Source organism: Citrobacter sp. Cf088 (assembly GCF_030334295.1).
In the GTDB taxonomy this organism is placed as follows: Bacteria; Pseudomonadota; Gammaproteobacteria; order Enterobacterales; family Enterobacteriaceae; genus Citrobacter; species Citrobacter freundii.
This window is the reverse complement of record NZ_JAOWEE010000053.1, coordinates 1,014,644-1,034,255: the sequence shown is the minus strand read 5'-3', so window position 1 is coordinate 1,034,255 and position 19,612 is coordinate 1,014,644. Positions and strand designations below refer to the sequence as shown.

General features: G+C 50.3%; 20 protein-coding genes. 11 read left to right on the top strand and 9 right to left on the bottom strand.

Annotated elements, in window-relative coordinates; translation table 11 throughout:
- Positions 1 to 11 precede the first annotated feature (11 nt).
- Complete coding sequence (gene ydeE, locus OGV71_RS17835) at positions 12 to 1,199, bottom strand: efflux MFS transporter YdeE (RefSeq protein ID WP_204583543.1); 1,188 nt, start codon at positions 1,197 to 1,199, stop codon at positions 12 to 14.
- 198 nt (positions 1,200 to 1,397) lie between these two features.
- Here ydeE and eamA point away from each other — a divergent pair, with 198 nt between their 5' ends.
- On the top strand, positions 1,398 to 2,297 hold the full coding sequence (eamA, locus tag OGV71_RS17830) for an O-acetylserine/cysteine exporter (protein WP_204583541.1): 900 nt from the start codon (positions 1,398 to 1,400) through the stop codon (positions 2,295 to 2,297).
- A gap of 734 nt (positions 2,298 to 3,031) precedes the next feature.
- Here the strand turns inward: eamA and marB are convergent.
- From marB to marR, 3 genes are read right to left on the bottom strand one after another with little or no spacing between them, the layout of a single operon-like run.
- The gene (gene marB, locus OGV71_RS17825; RefSeq protein ID WP_204583539.1) at positions 3,032 to 3,250 is read right to left on the bottom strand and encodes a multiple antibiotic resistance protein MarB; all 219 of its coding nucleotides are present in this window, start codon (positions 3,248 to 3,250) and stop codon (positions 3,032 to 3,034) included.
- Between the two features lie 30 nt (positions 3,251 to 3,280).
- Complete coding sequence (marA, locus tag OGV71_RS17820) at positions 3,281 to 3,664, bottom strand: MDR efflux pump AcrAB transcriptional activator MarA (RefSeq protein ID WP_003032424.1); 384 nt, start codon at positions 3,662 to 3,664, stop codon at positions 3,281 to 3,283.
- An 18-nt stretch (positions 3,665 to 3,682) separates the two neighbouring features.
- Complete coding sequence (marR, locus tag OGV71_RS17815) at positions 3,683 to 4,117, bottom strand: multiple antibiotic resistance transcriptional regulator MarR (RefSeq protein WP_003032426.1); 435 nt, start codon at positions 4,115 to 4,117, stop codon at positions 3,683 to 3,685.
- 257 nt (positions 4,118 to 4,374) lie between these two features.
- On the opposite strand from marR, the gene OGV71_RS17810 reads away from it, so the two are divergent.
- Positions 4,375 to 5,040 (top strand): MarC family NAAT transporter, encoded by a 666-nt coding sequence (locus OGV71_RS17810; protein ID WP_003032428.1) that lies wholly within the window; start codon positions 4,375 to 4,377, stop codon positions 5,038 to 5,040.
- A 36-nt stretch (positions 5,041 to 5,076) separates the two neighbouring features.
- On the opposite strand, the gene OGV71_RS17805 is transcribed toward OGV71_RS17810, so the two are convergent.
- Together OGV71_RS17805 and ptrR are read right to left on the bottom strand one after the other, a co-directional pair.
- Positions 5,077 to 6,273, bottom strand: coding sequence for a sugar transporter (locus tag OGV71_RS17805; protein WP_003032430.1), 1,197 nt, complete (start codon positions 6,271 to 6,273; stop codon positions 5,077 to 5,079).
- A gap of 222 nt (positions 6,274 to 6,495) precedes the next feature.
- Positions 6,496 to 7,371 (bottom strand): putrescine utilization regulator PtrR, encoded by an 876-nt coding sequence (gene ptrR, locus OGV71_RS17800; RefSeq protein WP_003032431.1) that lies wholly within the window; start codon positions 7,369 to 7,371, stop codon positions 6,496 to 6,498.
- Between the two features lie 103 nt (positions 7,372 to 7,474).
- Between ptrR and sad the strand changes: the two genes are divergently transcribed.
- The 7 genes from sad to OGV71_RS17765 all read left to right on the top strand — a co-directional run bounded on the left by sad (position 7,475) and on the right by OGV71_RS17765 (position 15,188).
- Positions 7,475 to 8,863 carry a succinate-semialdehyde dehydrogenase gene (gene sad / locus OGV71_RS17795; protein ID WP_286533775.1) on the top strand — a complete coding sequence of 463 codons (1,389 nt, stop codon included), beginning with the start codon at positions 7,475 to 7,477 and terminating at the stop codon, positions 8,861 to 8,863.
- A 103-nt stretch (positions 8,864 to 8,966) separates the two neighbouring features.
- Positions 8,967 to 10,544 carry a methyl-accepting chemotaxis protein gene (locus tag OGV71_RS17790; protein WP_071696092.1) on the top strand — a complete coding sequence of 526 codons (1,578 nt, stop codon included), beginning with the start codon at positions 8,967 to 8,969 and terminating at the stop codon, positions 10,542 to 10,544.
- A gap of 62 nt (positions 10,545 to 10,606) precedes the next feature.
- The gene (glsB, locus tag OGV71_RS17785; protein ID WP_003032436.1) at positions 10,607 to 11,533 is read left to right on the top strand and encodes a glutaminase B; all 927 of its coding nucleotides are present in this window, start codon (positions 10,607 to 10,609) and stop codon (positions 11,531 to 11,533) included.
- Positions 11,533 to 11,892 (top strand): DUF4186 domain-containing protein, encoded by a 360-nt coding sequence (locus OGV71_RS17780; protein WP_204583537.1) that lies wholly within the window; start codon positions 11,533 to 11,535, stop codon positions 11,890 to 11,892. Before glsB ends, OGV71_RS17780 begins: the two co-directional genes overlap by 1 nt.
- 80 nt (positions 11,893 to 11,972) lie before the next feature.
- Positions 11,973 to 12,500 (top strand): GNAT family N-acetyltransferase, encoded by a 528-nt coding sequence (locus OGV71_RS17775; RefSeq protein WP_204583535.1) that lies wholly within the window; start codon positions 11,973 to 11,975, stop codon positions 12,498 to 12,500.
- A 106-nt stretch (positions 12,501 to 12,606) separates the two neighbouring features.
- Positions 12,607 to 14,058, top strand: coding sequence for a tagaturonate reductase (locus tag OGV71_RS17770; protein WP_071696095.1), 1,452 nt, complete (start codon positions 12,607 to 12,609; stop codon positions 14,056 to 14,058).
- Between the two features lie 215 nt (positions 14,059 to 14,273).
- The gene (locus OGV71_RS17765; protein ID WP_003032440.1) at positions 14,274 to 15,188 is read left to right on the top strand and encodes a bestrophin family protein; all 915 of its coding nucleotides are present in this window, start codon (positions 14,274 to 14,276) and stop codon (positions 15,186 to 15,188) included.
- On the opposite strand, the gene OGV71_RS17760 is transcribed toward OGV71_RS17765, so the two are convergent.
- Together OGV71_RS17760 and tam are read right to left on the bottom strand one after the other, a co-directional pair.
- The gene (locus OGV71_RS17760; RefSeq protein WP_003032441.1) at positions 15,185 to 15,562 is read right to left on the bottom strand and encodes a GFA family protein; all 378 of its coding nucleotides are present in this window, start codon (positions 15,560 to 15,562) and stop codon (positions 15,185 to 15,187) included. The genes OGV71_RS17765 and OGV71_RS17760 overlap by 4 nt on opposite strands.
- A gap of 132 nt (positions 15,563 to 15,694) precedes the next feature.
- A complete protein-coding gene (gene tam, locus OGV71_RS17755) occupies positions 15,695 to 16,453 on the bottom strand; it encodes a trans-aconitate 2-methyltransferase (protein ID WP_286533773.1) in 759 nt (252 codons plus the stop codon).
- Between the two features lie 110 nt (positions 16,454 to 16,563).
- On the opposite strand from tam, the gene OGV71_RS17750 reads away from it, so the two are divergent.
- Positions 16,564 to 17,085 carry a GNAT family N-acetyltransferase gene (locus OGV71_RS17750; RefSeq protein ID WP_003032443.1) on the top strand — a complete coding sequence of 174 codons (522 nt, stop codon included), beginning with the start codon at positions 16,564 to 16,566 and terminating at the stop codon, positions 17,083 to 17,085.
- A 35-nt stretch (positions 17,086 to 17,120) separates the two neighbouring features.
- Here OGV71_RS17750 and OGV71_RS17745 read toward each other — a convergent pair whose 3' ends face one another.
- The gene (locus OGV71_RS17745; protein WP_286533770.1) at positions 17,121 to 17,420 is read right to left on the bottom strand and encodes a hypothetical protein; all 300 of its coding nucleotides are present in this window, start codon (positions 17,418 to 17,420) and stop codon (positions 17,121 to 17,123) included.
- A 280-nt stretch (positions 17,421 to 17,700) separates the two neighbouring features.
- Here OGV71_RS17745 and OGV71_RS17740 point away from each other — a divergent pair, with 280 nt between their 5' ends.
- A complete protein-coding gene (locus OGV71_RS17740) occupies positions 17,701 to 19,314 on the top strand; it encodes a mechanosensitive ion channel family protein (protein ID WP_071696097.1) in 1,614 nt (537 codons plus the stop codon).
- The last annotated feature ends 298 nt before the right edge of the window (positions 19,315 to 19,612 follow it).

Sequence of the window (19,612 nt, the reverse complement as noted above, 5' to 3'; positions counted from 1 at the left end):
GAACATAATAACTAGCAGACCGCCCTCTGGCCCCAGGGTTTGGCGCGCATGCCTTTTATCATTAGCGCCCAGGCAAGAACGATCGCCACTATCAGCGCCACAAACAGCGACCATGGTGGCAATGTGGTTAAAATGACGCCGCTGACTAATGGGTTAACCGCTGCGCCAAGCCAGCCTAACGACTGGGCGGAAAAATAGCTGGCTTTCATACCTGCTGGCGCGATGTTGTCGATAAGCATGTATTCACCCGGCGCGTAGATGACTTCGCCGATAGTGAAAAAGGCAGCAGAAATTCCCCATAACAACAGACTGTTGCCGGAGAAAGCGAAACCAACCAGGCCAACGACAAAGAAGACTGTACCCAATGTCATTAACGGGCGGATATTCGTGGCGGTGAGCCTGCGACCAAGTGCGTATTGCAGTGATACTACGATGGCGGCGTTGACGGGCAGGACGACTGCCACCACTTTCTCGGCAAAATCGCCGTTTGCAACCACCATAACGTATTGCGAAATACAGGATGCAAAGGCACCGCCAACGAATGATGCCAAAAATGCTGACAGCGTAAACCAGAATAATGCTCTGTCGCGCAGCAGTACTGAAGGGGACCAAACAGCGGCATTTACACCTTCTGCGGTTGCTGGTGAACGTTTTACCCACGTCTGGATAAACACCAGAGGTAGCGCAGAACAGGCGGCAGCCAGCCAGAACGGCAGGTTAATGCTTTGCATAACCAGCAGCGTACCCAGCGGCGGACCAACGGTCCAGCCGATGTTCAGCACGGTATAGTTAAGTGAGAAAATTTTCGTTTTGTTGGTCGCAGACAAGTTATCGGCAAACCAGGCTTTCAGCACCGTGGCGAAGACGGAGTAGGCGCAGTTGATCAGGGCAAAGAGCAAAACCACTATCACGACGTTATGCACCAGCGGAATAGCAATAAAGCCGGAGGCAAAGCCGCAGATAGCCAGCAACATATAGCGTTTTTTATCGAACTTGTCGGCCAGAATACCAAAGCCAAGGCTGAAGACGACGCCTATGGTCAGTGCAACCGTCATCGCATAACCGATCAGGTCGACGCTCAGTTGATACTGTCGACTGAGGTAAATCGTCATAAATGGCAGCGTGGCGCCACGACCAATGGTTAATAACAAAGATGACGCAAGTAACGCGAGAGTGGACCTTCTCAGAGAGATATTCATTTTCCTGCCCGACAATGCATGTTGTTATGTTTTTTTTAGATATCAGAAACAAATAGCATGCTAAAAGTGTGATGTACACCCAATAAGTTGTCCGAAAATGCCCTGTGTGGCCTACCTGAATTAATGATCTGTTACGGTACAACGATTTCCGTTACTTTAACTTGTTTACAAAAATTTAATATTTGCAGGGGCGGTGGTATGTCGCGTAAAGACGGGTTATTGGCGTTACTGGTCGTTGTGGTTTGGGGACTGAACTTTGTTGTCATTAAAGTGGGTTTGCACAATATGCCGCCGTTGATGTTGGCAGGGTTACGCTTTTTGTTGGTGGCGTTCCCGGCGATTTTTTTTGTTGCCCGCCCGAAAATTCCGCTTTCGCTTTTACTCGGCTACGGCCTGACAATTAGTTTTGGACAGTTCGCGTTTCTCTTCAGCGCCATCAAATTTGGTATGCCTGCCGGGTTAGCTTCTCTGGTATTACAGGCTCAGGCGTTTTTCACCATCATTCTGGGGGCATTCGCCTTTGGCGAACGTCTGCAGGGTAAACAGCTGGTAGGAATTGCGCTGGCGGTATTTGGTGTGCTGGTACTGATTGAAGCCAGTCTGAACGGTCAGCATGTTGGCATGCTCGGTTTTATGCTGACGCTGGCGGCGGCGCTAAGCTGGGCCTGCGGCAATATCTTTAACAAAAAAATCATGCAGCATACATCGCGTCCGGCCGTTATGTCGTTGGTGGTATGGAGCGCGTTAATCCCCATTGTTCCGTTCTTCCTGGCCTCATTACTTCTCGATGGTCCAGTGCAAATTACCCAAAGTCTGGTGGCGATAGATATAACAACCATTTTGTCACTGGTGTATCTGGCGTTTGTGGCGACCATTGTGGGTTATGGCATCTGGGGTTCGTTACTCGGACGCTATGAGACCTGGCGGGTAGCGCCGCTATCGCTGTTGGTGCCGGTTGTCGGTCTGGCGAGTGCGGCCGTACTGCTGGACGAAACGCTTAGCGGATTACAGCTACTTGGCGCGCTACTGATCATGGCTGGGCTGTATATCAATGTGTTTGGTTTTCGGTTGCGTAAAATTGCGTCGGTGAGAGGCTAAAAAAAGCCCCGCAGTGACGGGTGATGCCTGCGTCAGTTAAGCATTATTGAGAACATGTAATTCAGGATCAGGGTTCCGTTCACCTCAGCGGCATAACTTCTCTGAGGCACTGATATCCGTGAACGTGCAAGGGAGGCTCACCGCCGCCTCCCTTGCAACCCAGGCTCCCGGCGGGAAAATCGTCGCTGCGCGATGTATTCGTCTTATTCCGTCTGCCTGTCGGGTCGGGGCCGAGCCTGCGTCCCTGCAGGCCGTCCCCTCTGCCCGCATCCCTGCGGGCAGACCCGGTCAGCCGTCAACGCCTCATCGATTTTCAGCCGGACCGGGGGTATCGCTTCAACTCTCTGACTTCCAGTTAAATCTGTTTTGCTGTTCAAACAAAAAACGCAGGTGGACAGGTGTGGACTGGTCCGGCTGAAAATTGCCGACGTGTTTCCGTAAGGCCGGGAGAGCCAGCATGGATGCTGGCTCAGGGCGCGCTTTACAGGGAAGTTGCCTCGCGCCCGGCCCGAAAGCCTGAAGGAATAATCGGAGGGAACCACGAAGTGGCAATTTTCCCGCCGGGAGCCGGGATTGTTAAGGGTACGGCGATAGTACCCTTAACACGTTCACAGGCAATCTGGTTTCAGATAAGTGAAAAATATAAGGTGAACGTAACAATGCGACAGAGGCAACAGATTTATTACCTCCGGTTCGTTAACTGACAAGTATTACGCAGTAGCGGGGCAATATAATTACAGGTTGCGCATATTGTAATAAGGCACACCTAATTCGTCGGACTTGTCGCTGCCTGCACCCATATGATTAAAATCGAACGGGGACTGATCGTGCGCAGGGGGCATAATCATCGCGTTGCGACTGTTCTGTGTGGCAGGTTGCGCGGTCTGTTCCGCCATGCTCTGACCCGAAACAACAAAAAGCAGGGCCAGCATCGCATAAGACAGAAGTTTCATGATTTCCTCGGTTACGTCGTTAACTGGCGATTAGCAATTACATTGATTGAGTGGAAGCAAATAGCGCGATTCGCCATGCATATTCGTCATACGGTATTTGTGCGGCGGAACATCAAAATAGTTTTTGAATGTCCGGGTCAGCGTCTGCTGAGACTCAAAACCGTAACGCTCTGCCAGATAAAGAATGGGCTCGTTACTCTCTTTTAATTTTTGCGCTATTTCAGTCATTTTACGGCTGCGAATGTATTGACCCAGTGAATGACCGGTTTCTTTTTTAAACATCCGTTGCAGGTGCCATTTGGAGTAACCTGAACGCTCAGACACTTTTTCCAGCGAGAGCGGCGATTCAAGGTTATTTTCGATCCAGTCCAAAATGCTATGAATAGTGATTGTGTCAGTATTGCGTCTGGACATCGTCATACCTCTTTCTGTTTACGGCAGGATTCTCTTAAGCAAGTGCTCAAGTGTGGCTACTTCATCCGCCGTTAAGTTTTTTGTTAGTTCCTGGTGCAGGTCTTGCCCTACTAATTGATGACACTGCTCGCAAATTGCTGCGCCATGATCGGTGAGTTTCACCAGCACGCCACGCTTATCATGTGGATTCGGAAGCCTTTCTATCCAGCCTTTACAGGCCAGTCTGTCCAGCATCCGCGTCAGGGCGCCAAGGTCGACAGACAGCACTTTTTTCAATTCGACAGGGGTGATGCACACCGCGCAACGGATGGAGCAGAGCACCTTGAACTGCGATGCCGTGATATCCAGCGGTGACAGATAGTCGTTTAGCAAACGATCTTTTTTCTGATTAACCATATAGATCAAACGACCCAGTGGGATGATTTCGTTAAACAGATCACTGGTGTTTTTCACAATGGTTGCCCTGGCAAGTAGTTAGTCACGGCTGATATTATTGCTTAGGCAAATATAAGTCAAACGAATGGATCCGCAAATGCCACGTTTTGCTAAATCATCAGACTCAATACCTGGCAAGTGGAATTTTAACGGTTTGATAATTATGGTTTATACGTGCGGATGAAAAATGAATCCTTACATCACGAAAATGGCTTATCTCGCGGATTTCACCGTATACTTGCCGCTGACGATTAACGCACAGGAAAGATGACATTATGATGGACTTGTTTAAAGCAATAGGACTGGGGCTGGTAGTCCTGTTACCGTTGGCAAACCCGTTAACCACCGTGGCGTTGTTCCTTGGCCTCGCCGGCAATATGAACAGCGCAGAGCGTAACCGTCAGTCACTCATGGCATCTGTCTATGTATTTGCCATTATGATGGTGGCGTACTACGCCGGGCAGGTGGTAATGAATACGTTCGGGATTTCGATTCCCGGGTTACGTATTGCGGGTGGGTTAATCGTTGCGTTTATCGGCTTCCGGATGCTGTTTCCACAGCAGAAGGCGCATGATTCTCCGGAAGCGAGAAGCAAGTCTGAAGAGCTGGAAGACGAACCGACGGCCAATATCGCCTTTGTACCGCTGGCTATGCCAAGCACTGCCGGTCCGGGGACGATTGCGATGATCATCAGCTCCGCGTCAACCGTGCGTCATGGCTCCGAATTTCCGGACTGGGTGATAATGATCGCGCCGCCGATTATTTTTGCGGTTGTCGGGATTATCCTGTGGGGCTGTTTGCGCAGTTCCGGGGGGATCATGCGGCTGGTCGGTAAAGGTGGTATCGAAGCGATTTCTCGTTTGATGGGCTTCCTGCTGGTGTGTATGGGCGTGCAGTTTATTATTAACGGCGTGCTGGAAATTATCAAAACCTACGCTTAAAACACTATGCCCGGTAATATTTACCGGGCATATTTTTTATGAATGCTGAGGCTGTTCTTCCAGTGATACCGGCCATTTACGAAAGATAATCACCGACCATATCAACGCGGCAACGGCAGGCACTGCGCCGACGTAACCAATCGTAGACATCGACCAGTGCAAACTCACCTGATTGCCTACCAGCGCGCCAGCGCCAATACCGATATTAAAGATTCCTGAGAACAGCGCCATTGCGACGTCAGTCGCATCCGGAGCAAGCGCCAGCACTTTCACCTGCATACCCAGGCCTATCAGCATGATGGCGACGCCCCAGAAAATACTCAGGATGGCAAGGTGCATTTCGCTGTCAGCGGCGGGAAGTAACAGTACCAGGCATATCGTCAACAGGGCAATGGCACTGCTAATAAGTACGGACGCATGCAGATTACCCAGCTTACCGAAAATGACGCTACCGACAATTCCCGCACCACCCAGAACCAGCAATAAGACAGTAGCAAAATTTGCGCTCAGGCCCGCGACGGTCTGCACGAACGGCTCGATATAGCTGTAGGCCGTATAATGCGCGGTGACCACAATCACCGTCAGTAGATACAGACTCATCAATGCCGGGCGATGGAATAACACGGGCAGGCTTTTTAAAGAGCCGGAGTGCTCACTGGGTAGTTTGGGCAGGAGCTTAATCAGGCAAAGCAGGGTAACTAACGCCCCCATACCGATGGCGAAGAAGGTCGTGCGCCAGCCAAAATACTGACCGACGATACGCCCGATGGGCAGCCCCAATACCATCGCCAGCGCAGTGCCAGTGGCAATCAGGCTGAGAGCCTGTGCACGTTTCCCGGCAGGAGCCAGGCGAATTGCCAGCGATGCGGTGATCGACCAGAAAATAGCGTGCGCAAAGGCAATACCAATACGGCTAATTACCAACACGGTAAAATTCCATGCCAGGAAAGAGAGCACATGGCTGGCGATAAACACAACAAACAGACAGATCAGAAGTTTTCGGCGCTCTACCTGACTGGTAAGTAACATGAAGGGGAGCGACATCAGGGCAACAACCCAGGCGTAGATCGTCAGCATGATCCCGACCTGAGCGGTCTGCATATTAAAGCTTTGTGCGATGTCGGAAAGCAAACCGACAGGGACAAACTCTGTGGTATTGAAAATAAAACCGGCAATGGCAAGCGTAACTACCCGTAGCCACGCGACCTTGCGGGAAACAGTGTCTGTTGTCATATCAAATAAGAGGATTAGCTGCGAAAAGGTAAGGCCACGATCTTAAAACGTTTGCTGGCGAAAATACAATCATTTTGTGATGCGGATCTCATTTCATTGGCAGGGCGCTATAATTTGCTGCCGAACATTCCTCATATTTTTAAGTATTTCAATAATAATGAAATTCCGGGGGTATGACTTCACCCGGATATACAGTTATTCATGTTCTTTGAGGATCGCCAGTTACTCCGGGCTTTGTGATAACTGAGGGTTCAACACCTCAATAAACGCTTCCAGTTGCCGCGTCATTGCACCTCTGCGCCAGACCAGCCATGTATTCAGCCAGCGCCAGTTCTCGCTTAGCGGCCAGGCGTTGACCTGATGATGCCCTGGCATGCTCTCCAGCATCGAACGCGGGATCAGTGCGATACCCGCTCCGGCAATGACGCAGGCCAACATACCGTGATATGACTCCATTTCGTGAATGGTGCCGGGCATGGCGCGATCGGCATGAAACCAGCTTTCAAAATGGCGGCGATAGGAACAGTTGGCGCGAAAGGCGTAAATACTGCAACCGTTGACGTCGCTGGCCCGCTGAATGGGGGGATGACCGTTAGGAGTGACAATCATCATCTCTTCACGGTAGACCGGCATTCCTTCAAGGCCTGGATGGGTAATTGGGCCATCGACAAAGGCAGCGTTCAATGTACCGTCGAGCACGCCGTCCAGCATTGTGCCTGAAGGACCTGTCGCTAACGCGAACTGAATTTTTGGGTAACGCTGGTTATATTCAGCCAGTGTGGCGGGGATGCGTACTGCTGCTGTACTTTCAAGCGAGCCGAGAGAGAAGAGTCCTTGCGGCTCATCCCCGGCGACGACCATCCTGGCTTCCTCAACCAGCGCGAGGATCCGCTGGCTGTAGCGCAAAAAGTTGTGCCCGGATGGGGAAAGCCGCAGACGCTGGTTTTCACGAATAAACAGATCAACGCCCAGGTCGGCTTCAAGCTGACGTATACGGGTGGTGAGATTAGATGGCACGCGATGAACCTTCGCGGCGGCCTGCGTAATACTGCCAGTCTCCGCGACGGCATTAAACATTTCCAGCTGCGTCAGATCCATAATTTTCTCTATTCGTGAATGGTATGGTTAATATTATTCATTTTTCAGAAAGAGTAAATATGCTCATGATATAACCATACCCTGCGATAAAGAGAGGCACTTAATGACTATCACAGCAGCAACACATGCGATTTCCATTGACCCTACCAGCGGTGAAAGACTGACGGCGACGCCGTGGGCCAGTGTGGAAGAGATTGATCATGCGCTGAACCTTGCAGCGAATGGCTATAGCGAATGGAAACAAACTTCCGTTGAGCACCGTGCGCAAATGCTACGCCATATTGGGCAAACTCTGCGCCATCGTGCGGAAGAGATGGCGCAGTGTATCTCACGTGAAATGGGTAAACCCATTAAGCAGGCGCGTGCTGAAGTCGCCAAGTCAGCAGCGTTGTGTGACTGGTACGCCGAGCATGGACCGGCGATGCTCAGTCCGGAACCCACGCTGGTGGAGAATAACCAGGCGGTGATTGAGTATCGTCCGGTAGGAACTATTCTGGCGATCATGCCGTGGAACTTCCCACTCTGGCAGGTAATGCGAGGTGCCGTCCCGATTCTGTTGGCCGGAAATGGTTACCTGTTAAAGCATGCGCCTAACGTAACCGGCTGTGCTGCAATTATTGCGCAGGTTTTCGCTGATGCGGGTGTACCCGCGGGGGTTTACGTTTGGGTGAATGCCGATAACGCAGGGGTCAGTCAGATGATCAATGACCCGCGTATCACGGCGGTAACGGTGACGGGTAGTGTTCGTGCCGGTGCGGCGATTGGCGCCCAGGCGGGGGCCGCGTTGAAAAAATGCGTTCTTGAACTGGGGGGCTCCGATCCATTTATTGTTCTTAATGATGCAGACCTCGATCTGGCCGTTAAGGCGGCGGTCGCCGGGCGTTATCAGAATACCGGGCAGGTTTGTGCGGCAGCCAAACGCTTTATTATCGAAGAAGGGATAGCGGCAGAATTTACTTCACGCTTTGTGGCCGCAGCGAGCGCGCTCAAAATGGGCGATCCGCTGAACGAAGAAAACGATCTGGGGCCGATGGCGCGATTTGATCTGCGTGATGAGCTGCACCAGCAGGTTGAAGCCACCCTTGCCGAAGGGGCGCGGTTACTTCTCGGCGGGGAAAAAATTGCGGGACATGGTAATTACTATGCCGTGACGGTACTGGGCGATGTTACTCCAGAGATGACGGCGTTCCGCCAGGAGCTGTTTGGTCCGGTTGCGGCAATTACTGTGGCGAAGAATGCGGAACATGCCTTAGCGCTGGCGAATGACAGTGATTTCGGCTTATCTGCCACGGTGTTTACTGCGGATGAAGTGCTGGCGCAGAAGATGGCGTCGCGCCTGGAGTGTGGTGGCGTATTCATCAATGGTTACAGTGCCAGCGATGCCCGCGTTGCCTTTGGCGGTGTGAAGAAAAGTGGTTTTGGCCGAGAGCTTTCGCACTTTGGTCTGCATGAGTTTTGTAACGTGCAGACCGTCTGGAAAAACCGCCTTTGATGGTGTAGGTGTCTCCGCTGGAGGCACCTGTCTTATTTCTGCAATTTTTCTGTCATTTACTCTCCGTAAACTCGCGTCTAACGCTTTGATACAGAAGAGTAATATGAACATAACGCAAATTTTCCGTCGTCTTATTCCCCATCAGTTTGGTCTGTTAACCGGCATTTTTTGCATTATTGCGCTGTTCTCTGTTTTGCAGGTCGCGTCCTCCTTAATGCTTTCGGCCTCAGTCAGCGGCGCACAGCATAATGAAGGACGTAATCAACTCGCGCTTATACAACAGGCGAAAGTTGATGAAGCGCGGGTGGCGTTATTATCTGCCAGCGATTTACTTAACCGTGCGGGAGTTTATTTTATGCAGGATGCCGCCACCGGTTCGGACGGGAGTTGGCGTCCGTTAATGGAAGAGGCATACCGGGCGCTGGCGCAGTCAAAAAGTGCATGGGATGCCTGGCGGGATATGAAACCGCAGCCGGATCCGGATCTAACGGAGAGCTATCAGCGTTTTTATAGCGGTATTCAGGAGCAGGCGGATGGGCTGATGCAGTCAGGTTCCATTGATGCGTTTTTTGCCGTACCCGTGCAGGCCTTTCAGACGGACTTTAACGCTAATTACGCGCGCTTTCAGCAGCACAGTGGGCGACATGCGGAAGCTGGGCGTCAGCAGCTGTTGACCAGTCTTGAGCGTTTACAGAATCTATTTTTGTTTATTCCTCTCGTGCTGGTGGTTATCGCCTTTCTGGTCTGGCGCAGTATGTTCCGTTGGGTGATTATGCCACTGCGACGGCTGATCGATCATATCGATATTTTAGCAGCGGGGGACCTGTCTCGCCCGGCCCCGCAGGTAAGTCAGTTTAACCGGGAAGTGACGCAATTAAGTTCGCGTATTGCTGCAATGCAGCAAGGTCTCTGCGCGCTGGTGCAGCAGGTGAACGATGCCACCACTGCAATGGTAGAAAATATCAACGAACTTGCGCAGAACAATAAACAGCTATATCAGCAGTCGGCGAAACAAAGTGAAGAGTTAAGCAGCGTGACATCGCATATTTCGTTGCTGGAAATGCATGTTGAGGATAACAGTGGCTTTGCTGAACTGGCGAATCAACGCGCTGTGCAGGCGCGAGATGTTGCGGCAGGCGGGGACCGAATGATGGCGACGGTAAATACGTCAATGCAGGCGATTGTGACACGTTCGTCTGAAATGCGAGGGATTACAACGCTTATCGACAACATTGCATTTCAGACAAATATCCTGGCTCTTAACGCGGCAATCGAGGCAGCACATGCCGGGGAGCAAGGGCGCGGGTTTGCCGTGGTTGCGAAAGAAGTTGGGCTGCTGGCGCGAAAAAGCGGTCAGTCTACGCAAAACATTCAGACACTGATTAAACACTCGTTACAGGGCATTGAAGAGGGCTTTCACGCGGTTAACGGACTGGATAAGAATTTGCAGCAGGTTATCGCACTGGTTGAGAATCTTGGTGCGTTGCTGAACGACATTTCGACTGCAACGTTAAATCAAGGGAACAATATTCACCAGTTGACTCGAAAGCTGCATGTCCTGAACGGCGAAGCCCGGCAAACCAGCGATCTGGTGAATGCTGCGTCTGATTCTTCCTTGCAGCTACACCATGAATCCCGCCAGCTTATGCAGGCCGTGGCCAGATTCCGCCTTCCCGCCTGACGCTGCGTATTCAGCTCTGTTATACTCGCAGGCCTTTCATACCTGCGAGCAAGGAGCATGTTGTGGCCAGGGCCATGGACAATTCAATTTTAGAGACCATTGTGCAGCAGGTTCGTCCGCTGATTGGTCAGGGTAAAGTCGCTGATTATATTCCGGCATTAGCCTCTGTCGACGGTTCAAAACTGGGTATTGCTATCTGTACCGTTGATGGACAGCACTATCAGGCGGGAGATGCGCAAGAACGTTTTTCTATTCAGTCGATTTCAAAGGTGCTCAGCCTGGTCGTAGCAATGCGTCACTATCAGGAAGAGGAGATTTGGCAGCGTGTAGGTAAAGATCCTTCTGGGCATCCTTTTAACTCCCTGGTGCAGTTGGAAATGGAGCAGGGTATCCCTCGCAATCCCTTTATTAACGCCGGGGCGCTGGTGGTTTGCGATATGTTGCAAGGGCGTCTAAGCGCACCGCGTCAACGGATGCTGGAAGTGGTACGGGCGTTAAGCGGTGTTTCGGATATCGCTTATGATGCGACGGTCGCGCGATCAGAGTTTGAGCACTCGGCGCGTAATGCCGCTATTGCCTGGCTGATGAAATCCTTCGGCAATTTTCACCATGACGTGACCACCGTTTTGCAGAATTACTTTCACTACTGCGCGCTAAAAATGAGCTGTGTGGAGTTGGCGCGAACCTTTGTCTTTTTGGCAAATCAAGGGCATGCCTTTCATCTTGCGGAACCCGTGGTGACGCCGATGCAGGCCAGGCAGATCAATGCGCTAATGGCGACCAGCGGCATGTATCAGAACGCAGGGGAGTTTGCCTGGCGGGTCGGGCTTCCGGCGAAATCTGGTGTGGGTGGCGGCATCGTGGCGATCGTGCCTCACGAGATGGCGATTGCTGTCTGGAGTCCGGAACTGGACCCGGCGGGAAATTCACTGGCCGGTATCGCCGTGCTGGAGCAATTAACACAACAGCTGGGGCGTTCGGTTTACTGATGAATACGCTCAATCCTCTTTTTGCCCGGCTGGCGAAATCAACGTTTCGCTCGCGGTTTCGTCTTGGTCAGAAAGAAAGGCAGTATTGTCTGGATAAAGGGGCGCCGGTTATCGAACAACATGCTGCGGATTTTATTGCTAAACGACTGGCTCCTGCGTTTCCCGCCAATGATGGTAAACAAACTCCCATGCGCGGTCACCCGGTATTTATCGCTCAACATGCTACGGCAACGTGCTGTCGAGGGTGTCTGGCGAAATGGCATGATATACCTCAGGGCGTAGCGCTAAACGATGAACAAAAACGTTACGTTGTCACGGTTATTTATCACTGGTTAGTACTTCAGATGAACAAGCCATAGATAACATTATCCTATGATATGACCCCTTGTGTTGTGTAATTGTTAAAAGCAGTATGAAGGGGTCAATCTAAGGAGAAACCATGGCTTCCGGCAAACACTGCTTTGTGCTGAGCGCTGCACAGATTCTGTCGCGAATCGACGAGCTCAGCGATGTTCTTGAACGGTGCGTCAATGACGGCGCCTCCATCAGTTTTATGCTGCCCTTTAATCGCGAAAAATCAGAGCCTTTCTGGATGAACGTCGCGCAAAGTGTTTCTCGCGGAGAACGGATCGTTCTTGGTACGCAGAACGCGCAGGGGACGCTTGTCGGTACCGTCCAACTCATTATCGAACAACCTGAAAATCAACCTCATCGTGCTGATGTTGCCAAACTGCTGGTTCACCCCTCAGCGCGACGCGGTGGCCTGGCTCGTGAATTGATGAACGAACTGGAAAGTTGCGCGCGTCAACAAGGTAAAACGCTGCTGGTGCTTGATACGGCGACGGGCAGTGGCGCGGAGTTGTTCTACCACAATTGCGGGTGGAAAAAGGTCGGGGTGATACCTGACTATGCCCAAATGCCCGATGGGACGCTGACCGGGGCCACACTTTTCTATAAAACGCTCTAATTTGTCGCCGGGGATTGATCAAAACAGGGTTTCAATGTATTAAAGTTTGCTAACCTGTTGGACCAATTCAATCAGGTTGTGTGACTAATCATAAAGGGAACCCATTGTGCAAACACTAAATCGTCGCGATTTCCCCGGTGCTCAGTATCCTGAACGCATTATTCAGTTTGGTGAAGGAAACTTCCTGCGCGCCTTTGTAGACTGGCAGGTTGATCTGCTGAACGAACATACCGATCTGAATGCTGGTGTGGTCATTGTTCGTCCTATCGAAAGTACCTTCCCACCATCGCTGAGTACGCAGGATGGCCTCTATACTACTATCATTCGTGGTTTGAATGAGAAGGGCGAGGCTGTCAGCGATGCTCGTCTAATTCGTTCAGTTAACCGTGAAATCAGCGTCTATAGCGAATACGATGAGTTCCTGAAGCTGGCACATAATCCTGATATGCGCTTTGTGTTCTCTAACACCACGGAAGCAGGTATCAGTTACCACGCGGGCGATAAGTTTGACGACGCGCCAGCGGTAAGTTATCCGGCTAAACTGACGCGTCTGCTGTTCGAACGCTTCAGCTATTTTAACGGCGCATTGGATAAAGGCTGGATTATCATCCCTTGCGAACTGATTGATTATAACGGCGATGCGCTGCGTGAACTGGTTCTGCGCTACGCTCAGGAATGGATGCTGCCGGAATCGTTTATTCAGTGGCTGGATCAGGCCAATGCATTTTGCTCTACGCTGGTGGACCGTATTGTTACCGGCTATCCGCGTGATGAGGTAGCTAAGCTCGAAGCTGAACTGGGCTATCATGATGCTTTCCTCGACACGGCAGAACATTTCTATCTTTTTGTCATTCAGGGGCCGAAGTCATTAGCCGCAGAACTACGTCTGGATAAGTATCCGCTGAATGTCCTGATTGTGGATGACATCAAACCGTACAAAGAGCGCAAAGTGGCGATTCTCAACGGTGCTCACACTGCGCTGGTTCCTGTTGCCTGGCAGGCAGGGTTGGACACCGTGGGCGAGGCGATGAATGACGCAGAAATTTGCGCCTTCGTTGAAAAAGCTATTTATGAAGAGATCATTCCGGTACTGGATTTACCTCGTGATGAGCTGGCGTCTTTTGCCAGCGCGGTAACCGGTCGATTCTGCAACCCCTATATAAAACATCAGCTGTTGTCTATTGCCCTGAATGGCATGACTAAATTCCGCACCCGTATATTGCCGCAACTGCTGGCAGGGCAACAGGCCAGCGGTAAACTGCCAGCGCGTTTGACGTTTGCGCTTGCCGCATTGATTGCTTTCTATCGTGGAGAGCGTCACGGTGAGTCTTATCCGGTTCAGGATGATGCGCACTGGATAGAACGTTTTCAACAGCTGTGGTCCCAGCATCGCGATCGCCAGATAAGCACCGAAGCGTTGGTCAAATCTGTACTGGGTGTTAAAGAACACTGGGAGCAAGATCTGACACAAGTTTCTGGACTGGTGGAACAGGTTTCTACCGATCTGGATACCATTCTGGCAAAAGGTATGCGGGAAGCCGTTAAGCCACTGTGCTAAGACGACTACCGACAACCCGGCTCAGGCCGGGTTTTTTCTGGATATAAGTTAGTTACAACATACTTTGTTATTTATGTCATTAACCCAGTCTGTGACTTCCGTGCGGCTTCGTTTTAAGCAGGGTAAAAGTTGTTTGGATAATGTTGCGATTAACTTGCAACATTGATCGCTATCGCGTCTAATGTGACGGATTTCACATTTTCCCGAAGATAACCATGATTGTTCGTCCCCAACAACACTGGATGCGCCTGATATTCGTCTGGCACGGTTCCGTATTATCCAAGATTTTTTCACGTCTGCTGCTGAACTTCCTGCTTTCCATCGCCGTTATTATCATGTTGCCCTGGTATACGATGCTGGGCATTAAGTTTACCCTTGCGCCGTTCAGCATTCTCGGCGTGGCGATAGCGATCTTTTTAGGTTTTCGCAATAACGCCTGCTACTCACGTTACGTTGAAGCCCGACACCTGTGGGGGCAGTTGATGATTGCTTCCCGATCGCTTCTGCGTGAGGTAAAAACCACGTTACCTGACGATGCAGAACTGGGACAGTTTGTGCGTCTGCAAATTGCATTTGCTCACTGTTTACGCATGACGTTACGTCGAAACCCACAGGCGAAGCCGTTAGCGAAATATCTTAGCGAGAAAGATTTGCAAACGGTATTTGCCGCACAATCCCCGGCAAACCGTATTTTGTTGTTGATGGGGGAGTGGTTGGCGGTGCGTAGACGTGATGGGCAGCTGTCCGATATATTATTTCATAGTTTAAACAACAGATTAAATGATATGTCGGCAGTATTGGCAGGTTGCGAGCGGATTGCGAATACTCCGGTCCCGTTTGCTTATACTTTGATCCTTCATCGCACGGTGTACCTGTTCTGTATCATGCTGCCATTCGCCCTGGTGGTGGATCTGCACTACATGACACCGTTTATTTCAGTGCTTATTTCCTATACTTTTATCTCGCTCGATACGCTTGCGGAAGAACTTGAAGATCCGTTTGGTACTGAGAACAATGACCTGCCGCTGGATGCGATTTGCAATGCAATCGAAATCGATTTACTGCAAATGAATGATGAAACAAATGTGCCAGCAAAACATATGCCGGATAAGCACTATCAACTCACTTAGCGACGTTCGTTTTGCCACCACGCGGGCTGCATATCGGAAAACGAATGAAACTCCGGTGCAAGGTCTTCATCGTTAGGATCGTCAAAAGCACCGGCTAAAAGCGCAATGACCGGGGCGTCATCGATAGCGCCCACGGAGCTGCCGCACTGAGGACAAAAGGCCCGACTGGTCGTTTCTGATGAGCGCCAGGTTGTCGGTTTTCCGGCTTTTCCCGTCCATTCTACATTTTCTGCATCAAACTCAATCCAGACGACGGTAGGGGCGCCCGTATGTTTCCGGCATATATCGCAGGAGCAGGTATGGGAATTATTAGGACTGCTGGCTGTGAAACGGATCGAGCCACACAGACACCCACCAATGTAGACTTTAGACATAACAACCCTCCGTCAGAAACATGTTGCAAGACACTAGCAGAAGCCAGACATAGCCACTAGATCCTAATGATAAAAAGGCGAGGGTACGCATGGCTGATAGTTTATTCCTGTGATCTGCCAGATGATAAACGCTTAACTATTGCGTCTGGCAACAATAAATAATCGTGGAAATGCCAGTAAAATTTTGCCGTTCTCCTGCAACGGATATTGTTCCTGGAGCAGTTCATGGTAGCGAGCCAGGTAATGACGTTGCTCGCTTTCGCTCAAATCCTGCAACCAGGGGCGCAGGCCCGTTGAGCTTACCCAGTCGATAATTGCCTGATGCGAATCCATAATGTGATAATACGTTGTACGCCAGATATCTACATCACAACCCGCTTCGGCCAAAATATCATAGTAGGCGTGAACGCCAGGAAGCGGAGCACGGCCACGGTCTGGGTAATCTTGTTCATAAGCCACTTCGCGCATCAATACATGCGTTGGCTCCAGCCAGTTATCTGGCATTTGCACGGCCAGAACGCCATTGTGACTCAGTTGTGAGACCAGGTGCGGGAATAATTCATAGTGATCGGGTACCCACTGTAACGACGCATTTGCATAAAGCAGATCCACGGGATGCTCGGGGTGAAACAGGCTAATATCCGCTTCGATAAAATGACAGTCAGGTAACGTGTTGCGCGCTTCATTCAGCATAGCAGGAGAGGAATCGACTCCTGTTGTCTTTGCCGTGGGCCAGCGCTGATGCAGCAATGCCGTACTGTTTCCAGGGCCACAACCAAGATCAACAACTGAGCGGACATTTTCTAACGCCACACGGCTGAGTAATTCCGCTGCGGGTCTTGAACGTTCAGTTTCATATTGCAGATAAAGCGAAGGGTTCCAGTCGGCCATGTATAAATCTCCAGTATGAGAGGAAAAATCGGAAAAGGACGATATAAACCCTTGCCGATGATCCACTTATTTTAGAAGATTATACGAAAATGAATGATAAGGGCAGGAATATGCTGGAAACACCAAGGTTGATATTACGACAGTGGGAAGCTAAAGACCGAGCCCCTTTTGCTGCACTCAATGCCGATTCTGACGTGATGCGCTTTTTCCCGGCACCGCTACAGAAGGCTGAAAGCGATAACCTGGTCGATAGGTTTAGTGAAGGTATTGCAGCGCGCGGCTGGGGATTTTGGGCCGTAGAGTTAAAAGAAACACACCAGTTTGTGGGCTGTGTGGGGTTGCATCCACAACCTGATAAATTTCATTTTTCACCCTGTACTGAAATAGGCTGGCGTCTTGCTAAAGCATACTGGCACCAGGGAGTAGCATTGGAAGCCGCCGAAGCATGCCTGACGTTTGCTTTCGAAGAGCTGGCGTTAAGTGAGGTGGTTTCATTCACTTCAGTGCTGAACACACCGTCAGAGAAACTGATGATACGACTTGGTATGAATAAAGCAGAAGAGTTTGTTCATCCCGCGCTGCCGTCAGATCATCGGTTAGCACAACATGTCCTGTATCGTCTTTGTCGATAATTAACCAGATTATTAGTGCAGATACCTGTTAGTCTTTAAAAGCATGTGTGTTGATCGATGTATTTACCCACCTCAATGACGGTATTCGTTTTAGGATCGATATTAAGCACCACAAAACGCATTTGCGGGCAAAACATCTCTGCGCTCTTCTTGCTGCACTCAGTTTGCAGCCATCGATGTTCACCATCGTCAGTTACAACCGTATTCAGGTTGCTATATTCGCTGCATTCAAAACCTTTTTCGGTTGCTCTTTTTCTTGCGGCATCCTGACTCAGACCAACAACATTCAAACTGTCGACCTCTTTGGCATGTGCGCTGTCGGAAACGCGTGTCAATATGCAACCCGTTAGCGTACAGGTAAAGAGTAGTAAGCACACAAAGCGCAGGATGATCTTGTCGTTTTTGTTAGGCATTGTCTGATGATTTAAATTGTGCGTTCTGAAGCATAGCATCATTCAGCACAAGTTAGTGTTAATCAGGCCACTGCGGCCACTATGTCATCGATATTCGTGCCTTTATTGCGTAAGTGAAAGGCTGGTCTATGCTAAAACGATGCTCCGTCTTGCTTTGGCTTTTTGAATAATAACGAGAATTCTCATATTTCCGGTGGTGAATATGAACAGGATTACGCTCGCTTTTTTAACGTGTTTTCTCTCATCTTTGGTTTTTAACGCAAATGCAGCGGAACCTCGTCAGGAGCCGAACGAGAAAGAACGTGCCCGCACGGTCTATATATTCCACCAACCGATTGTCATGTTACAGGCAAAATTTGGCCTTACTACACCGGAAGAGCGGGTGCTACGCATCCGCAATACATTACGCAATTTCACCGAAGCCGATGTGCGTGAGCCTCTACAAATCGAGTCAGTCACCCGCTATAACCAGTCGGGAAGGCTTATCGTAATGAATCACAAGCCGGTGCTGTTGCTGACTGCAGGCGATCTTGATGAGGGTGATGATCTGACACTCGATCAGGCAGCGCAGCGCGTGTTGGCACGCATGGAACAGCAGCGTTCGGCATTGAATGAGCAGTATAATAGTGCCTGGCTGGCGCTTTCGGTGGTGAAAACAGTAGCAGGACTGACTGGATTGATACTGTTTTGGTACGGTTCATACCGTTCCTGGCGCTGGGTAAAACGTGTTTATCGCCGGCGTATTTTTGAGAATCGAAGCTGGATCCCTCCGCGGTGGCGTAGGCTTGTCGGTGCTATCGAAACACGCCTGTTTGCAGCATTGATGATCCTCTTGGGTATCGTCTCACTGTATGTCTGGCTCAGCTGGACCTTTAGTCTGTTTCCCTGGACGCGCGTTTGGGGAGAGTCATTGGGTGATTGGTTTGTTCGAGTGGTGCGCGATATAGCATTGTCGATTGTCTCGGCTCTTCCTGGGTTAATGATCGTGCTAATCATTTTCGTTATCACCGTAGTAATATTGAAACTACTTAAAGCTGTGCTCAACCAAGTAGAAGCGGGGCGTTTACAATTGCCGGGGATCCATCCAGATACAGTCGGCGCGACCCGTAAGCTGATTTCGGTGGTAGTTTGGCTCTTTGCGTTATCAGCTGCCTATCCGTTTTTACCTGGGGCCAATTCACTTGCGTTTAAAGGCATTAGTGTTTTCTTTGGTCTGATGCTCACGCTTGGTTCGGCCGGGGTGATGAATCATGCGATGAGCGGGTTGGTTTTGATCTACTCACGAGCGCTACGTAAAGGAGATATGATTCGGGTGGCCGATAACGAAGGTTTGGTCAGTGAAATTGGCATGCTTGCGACTAAAATCATCACCCGTGAAAACTATGTAGTCACGGTGCCAAATGCAGTTGTCGTCAGCGGGAAAATTACTAATCTAAGTGCGCAAAGCGCAAACGGCGGCGTCAACCTGACAATTGGCGTCACCATTGGCTATGACACACCGTGGCGGCAAGTGCACGCAATGTTGGAGTTAGCGGCCAAACGGGCGAAAGGAATCGATCTTTCTCAGCCGCCGTTGGTGCGTCAGTTGAGTCTGATGGACTGGTACATTGCATATGAACTGCAGGTATGTTTACTGCCGGAGGTGCCGCTGGCTGATGCGCGTAACGAACTGCACAGTAATATTCAGGACGTCTTCAATGAGTTCAATGTACAGATCATGTCTCCAAACTTTGTGCTGCAACCTGAGAGCAGCGTGATGGTGGCCAAAGAGGACTGGTACACAGCACCTGCAGCGCCGCCTGAAAGCGGGAAGTAATTAAAATTAATGATCCTGTTACTTCAACACCATATGTAACCAGCACAAGAAGGATAAGGATGACCAAAGAATCTTAGATTCTGCTTCATTTCACGTTAGTGCGCATAATGTATATTATGTTAAATTGAATTTGAACTGTATCAGGCTTCTAATCCCATGGACAAGTTCAGTCTTCACCCCTTCTGCTTTCTCTGTCGAATAACCAATCATGAAGGTCTGAGCAACAAAGTTCGCTTCTGCAGTTGAAATGCTTTGAGCACAAGCACTCTGTATGCAAACGCTATACAGAGTGCAATCT